The sequence below is a fragment of the Mesorhizobium sp. M1406 genome (genome assembly GCF_040317555.1).
Lineage (GTDB): Bacteria > Pseudomonadota > Alphaproteobacteria > Rhizobiales > Rhizobiaceae > Mesorhizobium.
Window position 1 is genome coordinate 1 of the sequence record NZ_JAMYKW010000117.1, and the last position, 8,216, is coordinate 8,216.

Annotated in this window: 5 protein-coding genes and 6 pseudogenes; 8 read left to right on the forward strand and 3 right to left on the reverse strand. The window is 59.3% G+C overall.

Features of this window, described 5'->3' with window-relative positions:
• Positions 1-175: 175 nt before the first annotated feature.
• From NKH03_RS33695 to NKH03_RS33725, 6 genes and pseudogenes are all read left to right on the forward strand, one after another.
• A complete protein-coding gene (locus tag NKH03_RS33695; RefSeq protein WP_352973164.1) occupies positions 176-943 on the forward strand; it encodes a hypothetical protein in 768 nt (255 codons plus the stop codon).
• Between the two features lie 210 nt (positions 944-1,153).
• A pseudogene (gene speD / locus NKH03_RS35135) lies at positions 1,154-1,488 on the forward strand (adenosylmethionine decarboxylase).
• The gene (speE, locus tag NKH03_RS33710) at positions 1,485-2,351 is read left to right on the forward strand and encodes a polyamine aminopropyltransferase (protein ID WP_352973165.1); all 867 of its coding nucleotides are present in this window, start codon (positions 1,485-1,487) and stop codon (positions 2,349-2,351) included. Before speD ends, speE begins: the two are co-directional and overlap by 4 nt.
• Positions 2,352-2,604: 253 nt before the next feature.
• A pseudogene (locus tag NKH03_RS33715) lies at positions 2,605-2,750 on the forward strand (IS6 family transposase); the annotation flags it as partial.
• A 50-nt stretch (positions 2,751-2,800) separates the two neighbouring features.
• Positions 2,801-3,465: pseudogene (locus NKH03_RS33720) on the forward strand (IS6 family transposase); the annotation flags it as partial.
• A pseudogene (locus tag NKH03_RS33725) lies at positions 3,422-3,649 on the forward strand (integrase core domain-containing protein); the annotation flags it as partial. The pseudogenes NKH03_RS33720 and NKH03_RS33725, both read left to right, overlap by 44 nt.
• A gap of 151 nt (positions 3,650-3,800) precedes the next feature.
• On the opposite strand, the gene ltrA reads toward NKH03_RS33725, so the two are convergent.
• Positions 3,801-5,183: a group II intron reverse transcriptase/maturase gene (gene ltrA / locus NKH03_RS33730; protein ID WP_502913583.1), complete on the reverse strand. Its 1,383-nt coding sequence runs from the start codon at positions 5,181-5,183 to the stop codon at positions 3,801-3,803.
• A 581-nt stretch (positions 5,184-5,764) separates the two neighbouring features.
• On the opposite strand from ltrA, the pseudogene NKH03_RS33735 reads away from it, so the two are divergent.
• Positions 5,765-5,929: pseudogene (locus NKH03_RS33735) on the forward strand (phage integrase N-terminal SAM-like domain-containing protein); the annotation flags it as partial.
• A 6-nt stretch (positions 5,930-5,935) separates the two neighbouring features.
• Here the strand turns inward: NKH03_RS33735 and NKH03_RS33740 are convergent.
• A pseudogene (locus NKH03_RS33740) lies at positions 5,936-6,148 on the reverse strand (hypothetical protein); the annotation flags it as partial.
• Positions 6,149-6,418: 270 nt separating this feature from the next.
• Between NKH03_RS33740 and NKH03_RS33745 the strand changes: the two are divergent.
• On the forward strand, positions 6,419-6,796 hold the full coding sequence (locus tag NKH03_RS33745; protein ID WP_352700110.1) for a flagellar export protein FliJ: 378 nt from the start codon (positions 6,419-6,421) through the stop codon (positions 6,794-6,796).
• Positions 6,797-6,996: 200 nt separating this feature from the next.
• On the opposite strand, the gene NKH03_RS33750 is transcribed toward NKH03_RS33745, so the two are convergent.
• Positions 6,997-8,216, reverse strand: a 1,220-nt coding sequence (locus NKH03_RS33750) for a KUP/HAK/KT family potassium transporter (protein ID WP_352973167.1), incomplete at its 5' end; no start/stop codon positions are given.

The window sequence follows — 8,216 nt, forward strand, 5'->3', positions numbered from 1 at the left end:
AGGTTCTCGAGGACCAATCAAACGACCTTTCGTCGGTGATGCTTAGACGCCGGCACGATCGTGCGCGATTACCTTGATACCAGGATGGCGCTCCAGCCAAGATGCGTCCGTGTCGGCATTTCGATCCGGTTGCTCCGACATGAGATTCCGTTAATAATGTAAATATGAGGAAAAAGTGACGGGCACGCGCACGATCGGCTTCAAAGGAAAGACCTACGTCGTCGACGGAAAGGGACAGGTCAAGTACGATGGAGGCTGCGGAGCGGAGCGTTTCGAAAACATTATAATGCCGACCGGCAGGGCGATCATTGAACACCTGCGAAGAATTGGAGGTCCGAAGCCCCTGGGCGAAAGGCCCCCTTCAACACAGTCGACATCGCTGTCGCCAGCGGAACCGAACCAAGCGATGCTTCGCGAGATTGCAGCGCCGATCCTCACCGACTATGCGGCTGCGAAACGGAGCGATCCATTTTTCAGCCCTCACTTTGCAAACACGCTCACCGGCGTCGCATCACTCATGAGCGGAGGATTCTCAGGAACAGCAACAGAAGCCATTGTCGAGGCCCATCGCATCGCAAAAATCCCGCCGGCGCAATACCGCTCGATGGCAGCCTGGAAACAGGCTGCCATCGAGCGCATCGTCATGAAGCTCATTGACGTCCATTTTCCGGCACAACCTCAGAAACGGCGTGGCCGGCCGCCGAAGAACGGCGGAGCGATATCGAATGCGGAACGGCAGGATGCCCTTCAAAAGCGTCGCAGACAGGCTATAGTAAAGGTCAAAAGCCTCAGGGCCGCGATCGAAGAAATCGAAAAGGCGACTCGACGGCTGGGCCAAATCGCAAGTAGTCAGGACGAACCGAGCAAACGTGACGTCAGTCTGATTCATCGCAGACTGACGTCAGCCTGTGATGCTCTAAAGAAACAAGCATCAGCGGACTAGTGTTCTTTTCCGATCGCGACTATATATGAACTGACCTGCATGAGCAGGTCACATCTGCTGGTTTGGGAGGACGCCATGCCTCACGACGCCCTCTTCCAATTTGGGATGGGTTGAGTGCCTCTGAAGTCCGCCCAAAAGGAAGAAAACTACAGCTCGAAAGTCTCGTCGGAGGCATTCGAAAACGCCGATCATTTCATCGAGAAGGGCGGAATGCTGTGCGTAGGATCGCATCTGATCATCGACCTGTTTGAAGCAGAACGGCTCGACGAGCTCGATCATATAGCCCAGACCTTGATTGACTGTGTCGAGGCCGCCGGCGCGACTCTCCTGCATCTGCACTTGCACCCGTTCAACCGAATGGGGGCGTGAGCGGCGTGGCCGTTCTGGCGGAAAGCCATGTTTCCATCCACACTTGGCCTGAACGCGGCTACGCCGCTCTTGATTGTGCGGCGAGGCTCAGTCTGAGCAGTGCGTCGGCGTGCTGCGCGGCGGTTCCGGCCACAGCGGCTGGAGGTGAAGGAACTGATGCGGGGGACGGTGCATGACGCAAAAGCATTACGTGTCTGAAACCCTCATTGACGGTATTCGGGTCTCCTTTGAAGCAGAACGGACTCTACACGAGGATGTCACGTCACATCACCGGATGGAATTGATCGAGAACCGGGTGTTCGGAAAGGTACTCCTGCTCGATGGCGCCGTGCAGGTGACCAGCGCTGACGAGTTCATGTACCATGAGATGATGGCGCATGTGCCGATTCTAGCTCACGACGATCCGCGCGATGTCCTGATTGTCGGCGGCGGCGATTGCGGGTTGGCGGAAGAGGTGCTTAAGCACCGCCGCGTCAGATCCCTGACGCAGGTCGAGATCGACCCGAATGTGCTTGATTTTTCCCATAAGCATTTCGGGGAGTTCAATGCTTCTGTCTTCCGCGACGAACGCTTTCAGATCGAGATTGCGGATGGTGCGGCGTTCGTCCGTGAAACAATGGCACGCTTCGACGTCATTCTCGTCGATTCCACCGATCCGGTTGGCCCGGGCGCAGCGCTCTTCACCCCCGCCTTTTACCGCGATCTGCACCGATGCTTGCGGCCCGACGGAATCGCGGTCACGCAAAGTGGGGTACCCTTCTTGCAGAAGGAAGACTTCGTCGCTTCCATTCGCGGTTTGGGAGCCGCGTTTGACGTAGCAACCTGTTATATTGTGGCGGTGCCGACGTATTTCGGCGGTCACCTCGCATTGGGCTGGGCGAGCGACACCGCAAGCTTGCTTGAGGTCGATCCGGACATTTTGCGGGAGCGGGCGGCAGGTCTTGCGACACGGTACTACACGCCCGCGATCCACCGCGCATCTTTCGTGTTGCCGGGTTACATTGCCGAGGCGGTGGAGCAGGCGGATCGCGGCCGATAAATTCCGGCTATATGGCCCCCGACCGTCGGCACTGTCCCTACAATCGGCGTGGCCAAGGAAGGGCTTTTTGACCAAGGACCGGACGGTGATCAGGCATCGCCGTCATCACGAAAGCCAAGCTGAAACGAAGGTGCTTCTGCTCCATCCTATAATTTCGGACTAATTGTAGGCGGGTGCCTGGGAAGGTTCTGTCGCAAACTTTCGGAAAGGTCATTTGCTGCATGACGCTTGCTCTTTTTTCCGGGAGTTTGTCATGTTCAAAGGCCGCCATTTTGATCGATCCGTGATCCTGCTGTGCGTTCGCTGGTATCTTGCCTACAATCTCAGCCTGCGCGATCTGGAAGAGTGTTGGCCGAGCGCGGCATTCACGTCGACCATTCCACTGTCCACCGCTGGGTCGGGCATCGTCAACTTAACGAAGCGTGGATACCGATGTGCGATGACGGGCTATGACAGAGCGTGACCCACTCTACCGCCGCCATCGCTTCCCCGCCGAGATCATCGCCGATGCTGTCTGGCTCTATTTCCGTTTTCCTCTCAGTTTGCGAAGGTCGAGGACTTGCTGGCGGCACGAGGGATTATTGTCTCGCATCAGACAGTCCGGCTTTGGGCAGAGAAATTCGGGCGGACCTTTGCCAGCGAGATCCGCCGCCGCTCAGCGGGTCGGCTGGGTGACAAGTGGCATCTCGACGAGGCCGTCGTTTCGATCCGCGGCAAGAAGCACTGGCTCTGGCGCGCCGTCGATCAGGACGGTTTCGTCCTGGAGGTTCTGGTGCAAAGTCGTCGCAATGCCAAGGCGGCCAAGCGTCTGATGCGCAAGCTGTTGAAGGGCCAAGGCCGCGCGTCGCGCGTGATGATCACCGACAAGCTTCGGTCTTACGACGCTGCAAAGCGAGAGATCATGCCGGGTGTCGATCACCGTTCGCATAAAGGCTTGAACAATCGGGCGGAGAATTCCCATCAGCCAGTCCGGCGACGGGAACGGATCATGAAACGCTTCAAGTCACAACGCCATTTGCAGCGCTTCGTCTCCATTCATGATCCGATTGCCAACCTGTTCCATATCCCCCCGCCACCTCGATCTGTGGGCCTACACCAGGGGCGTCACGCTCGACTTCTCGCGACCGGGAAAGCCAACGGACAACGCTTACATCGAAGCCTTCAACGGCCGCTTCAGGGCGGAATGTTTGAACGCCCACTGGTTCCTGACGCTTGCCGACGCGGCCGAAAAGTTGGAGGATTGGCGCAGGTACTACAACGAGGTGCGCGCCACATGGGGCGTTGGTGCGCGGATATGAAATCGAACGCATACCTGCCTATCGCCAAACCGTTGACAAAGGATCCATGCGGATCGACATTCAGGATTGATCGGGATAGGGGGGCGCCTGGCGACGCCGCCCCTCCCACACCACCGGGCATACGGGTCCGTACCACGGCGGTTCGATCGGATTAAGCTTTGGCAGAGACATGGAGTCGAGGGAGACCGAGAGACTCGAAGTAATGGTTGCGCAGGGCCTGTTGGACCGCCGGGTGTCCTGACATACGCCAGAATCCCGTCGGTGAACCGGCGGCAACCGCAGCTCCGAACTTTGGTACGCCATGACGGCGCAGTTCCTTGAAGCGGTTGTGCCCGTTCCCCCATTGCCGCCAGAGATACATGCGTAGTCTTCGGCGGATCCACGCTTCCAAGTTCGTAAGCACCCGTGGGGTCTGGCAGAAGCCGAAGTAACCGCGCCATCCGATGAGGTATGGCTTAAGCTCCTTGATCAACTGCGGCAGACTGATGCCCCGTGTCCGGCGTGTCATGTCCCGGATCAGCGTCTCGAATTTGGCGAGGGCCTTCGGCGCAATGCGCCGCTCGCTCCCATCATTAGAGATGCTGAACCCCAGGAACTTCCGCTCCTCCGGTCGCGCCACCGCGCTCTTCGCCTCGTTGACCTTCAGCCGCAGCTTCTTGGTCAGGAACCGGCTTACAGAAGCCATGACCCGTTCGCCGGCGCGGCGGCTGCGAACATAGATGTTGCAGTCGTCCGCGTAACGGCAGAAGCGGTGACCACGTCGGGCCAGTTCCTTGTCGAGGTCGTCGAGCAGGAGGTTGCTTAGGATGGGCGAGAGCGGACCGCCTTGCGGGGTCCCTTCGTCCACCGGACGGACCAAGCCATCCTCCATCACCCCGGCATTGAGGAAAGCCCGGATGAGTTTGAGCGCACGCTTATCGGACACCCTCGCGGCAACGCGCGCCATCAGGCTATCGTGATTAACACGGTCGAAAAATCTTTCGAGATCGATGTCAACCAGGTAGCTGTGACCCTCGGCAATGTAGCATTGCGCTTGGGCTACCGCCTGATGGGCGGAGCGTCCTGGGCGGAAGCCGTAGCTGTGCTCCGAGAACGTCGGGTCCCACTGCTCTTGGAGGACCTGCAGCAGGGCTTGCTGGATCAGTCTGTCGACGACGCAAGGTACGCCGAGTTTTCTGACCCCGCCGTCCGGCTTGGGGATTTCGACCCGCTTGACCGGCTGCGGCTGATAGGTTCCCTCGAGCAATCGAGACCGAATGCTTGGCCAGTGCTCACGCAGGTAGCCCTTGGCGTCGTCGGTGGTCATCCCATCCACGCCTGGACCGCCCTTGTTGCTTCGAACGCGTTTCCACGCTGTTTCCAGATTCTCTCGGCTACATACCGTCTCCATTAGCTGTTCTGTCCAAGCCGGGCTTTCGGGTGCCGACTTCGCCACGAGTGGTTCGGCCCCTTGGTGACCGCTGACATGGGCTTCACCCCGGTCCCTCGGTTCCAGGGCCAGTGAATACTGGGTCTTCTGCCGCTTTCCACTCATGAGTTGCCAGTCCTACTTGCCACTTCCAATCGTTCGTGCCTTCGGTCATCGTTTCCGGCTCGGCCTATCCGTTTGCTCCGCCTTTCGGCCTTGGAGTGCCTCACTAGCCTTGCCGACAGCATCACCTACTACGCCCTCTGCTGACTCCTGCATCACGGTCAGGTCACCTTGCGGTTCCCTCAGTTCCGAAGTCGGAACATGACGCAGGCCTCCCCAGGTAAGTTCAATCGCCTTCCCCGCGCACCTGCCGGATCTACAGCCCTGCCCCTTGATGGATATGGACTTCGCGATACGTTGCCCGCTCGTCCGGCCAGGGATGCCTCATATCCGGTTTCTGTTCGTCAGGTCGCGGTTTTGCTCCACGCTTCCTTCAGACACCACCTCGCGGCAATGCCCTTGCGCTTTGCTAAGCCTTCACCTCCATCAGGTTGGCGAAGGGACTTTCACCCCCAAGCGGTTGAACATGCTGGGCACACAACGAAGCCGCTGACGCGGCATTTGGTGCACCGGTTTGCGGATGACGCTTCTGTTTTGAAGGATAGCTGCTGTTGAAGCGCAACCTTGAGAATAGGAGCAATGAGATGGCCGAGTTGAGCCCGCTTCGCCGGCGCATGATCGAGGACATGACGATCCGCAATCTGTCGCCGGCCACGCAACGATCCTACGTGCACGCGGTAGCGAAGTTCTCCCGCTACTGTGGCCGATCCCCGGACCGGCTTGACCTGGAGGACGTTCGCGCCTTCCAGGAAGCAGCGAGCGTAGTCCGGCCCGAACTTGATGCCCCACCGGCGAATTGTCTCATACGAAACCACGATGCCGCGTTCCAGCAGCATTTCCTCAACCAGGCGCAGGCTCAGCGGAAGCCGGAAATAAAGCCAGACCGCGTGGGCGATAATAGGCGGCGGAAATCGGGGGGCGTGTAGCTGACGGCGGGCGTATTCATGCCTCCGGCGTCCATGTCGCAAATCTTGACGACGGTTTGTGTGACAAGCCCGCCGCAGGTCTCAACGCGTTCATATGCAGACAATGTGAAATCCTATTCCGCCTTTTTTACCGCCCCTTAAGTCCTTCGCTCGCATGGTTGTCGATGCCATTGAACTCATAGCCATCGGCCAAGGATTTTGGAAAATATGTTTCCTCTCGCAGCAGAACCGTGAGAGTCGCTGTAGGCCTAACGTTAAGGGGCTGGGAGAGAGCGGTTTGATTGGACGAAATGTGTACCGGAGTACCGAGTCATGAAGCCACGAGGTAATCTGGTCCGACTGAAGCAATTTCAGGTGAATGAGAAGCGGCGACAGTTGCAGCAGCTAGACATGATGATTGCCGATTTCGAACGCATGGCGCGAGAACTGGACTTCCAGATAAACGCCGAGGAAACGAAGGCCGGCATCTCCGATATCAATCATTTCGCTTATCCGACGTTCGCCAAGGCCGCTCGCCTACGTCGTGACAACCTCAAGAATTCGCAATCGGACCTTCTGCGGCTGAGAACCACGGCCGAGCCATGCCTCGCCGAGGCTGAAGCAGAGCTTTCCAAGGCGCAAATGCTAGAATCGCGCAGCGGCAGAGGCCACGATCTCGAACCCGGCAACCGAAGCGCCATGATCGGCTGAACCGGACGGCTTCAGCGCGCCTCAATTCGCGACACCCGACTGGCCGTTGGCGCGCATGTCGCCGCACCATCACAGCCGTCCCGGCCAGCTATCGCTGCATCAAGCCGCTGAAACTTTACAGTGCCGGGCGCGCTGCTACCTCAACTTCCTCACCGCTCAATCAATGTGACAGCACCGATTCTTCTCAACCGCGGCATGCCCTAAATCGTCAGTTGCGTTCCGATCTCGACGACGCGTCCGGTCGGGATCTGGAAATATTCGGTCGCATCCGCCGCCGTGCGCGCCAGGCCGATGAACAACCGGTCCTGCCACACCGGCATGCCGGAATTGGGCGAGGCCTTGAGCGAGCGCCGCGACAGGAAGAAGGACGTCGTCATGATGTCGAACTTCCAGCCCTGCTTGCGGCAGATCGCCAGCGCGCGCGGAATGTTGGGCTGCTCCATATAGCCGAAGGTCAGCGTCACCCGCATGAACAGCTCGTTGACCGTCTCCATCTTGACGCGGTCGCTGTCGGGCACCACCGGCTGCGGCGCGGTCACCACCGAAAGGATGACGTTCTGCTCGTGCAGCACCTTGTAGTGCTTCAGGCTGTGCATCAGCGCGGTCGGCGCGCTGAGCGGATCGCTGGTCAGGAACACGGCGGTTCCGGACACCAGCTGCGGCTTCTTCTTCAGCAAATTGCCGGCGAGGAAATCGAGCGGGATCTCGTTGCGGCGGGTCTTGTCGAACAGATAGCGGCTGCCGCGTACCCAGGTCCACATGGCCAGCACGATGGTGAAGGCCACCGCCAGCGAAGCCCAGCCGCCCTCGAACACCTTGACGATGTTGGAGGCGAAGAAGCCGACGTCGATGAAGGCGAACAGCGACGTCATGGCGATTGCCACCCACAGCCGCCATTTCCAGATGCGCGTCATGACGACGTAGAGCAGCACTGTCGTCACCAGCATGTTGCCTGTCACCGAGATACCGTAGGCCGAGGCCAGCCTGCTGGACTCGCCGAAGCCGACCACCAGCAGCATCACCACCAGCGCCAGCAGAAGATTGACGCGCGGCATGTAGATCTGGCCGGACTGTTTTTCCGACGTGTGCAGGATTTCCAGGCGCGGCAGCATGTTGAGCTGCACCGCTTGCCTGGTCAGCGAGAAGGCGCCCGAGATCACCGCCTGGCTGGCGATGACGGTGGCTGCGGTCGCCAGCACGACCATCGGAATCAGCGTCCAGCCCTCGTTCATCTCGAAGAATGGATGGCCAACGACGCCTTGCTTTGCCAGCACGAAGGCGCCTTGCCCGGCATAGTTGAGCAGCAGGCAGGGAAACACGATCGCCAGCCAGGCGAGCACGATCGGCTTGCGGCCGAAATGGCCGAGATCGGCATAGAGTGCTTCGGCGCCGGTGACGGCGAGGAAGATGGCGCCGATGG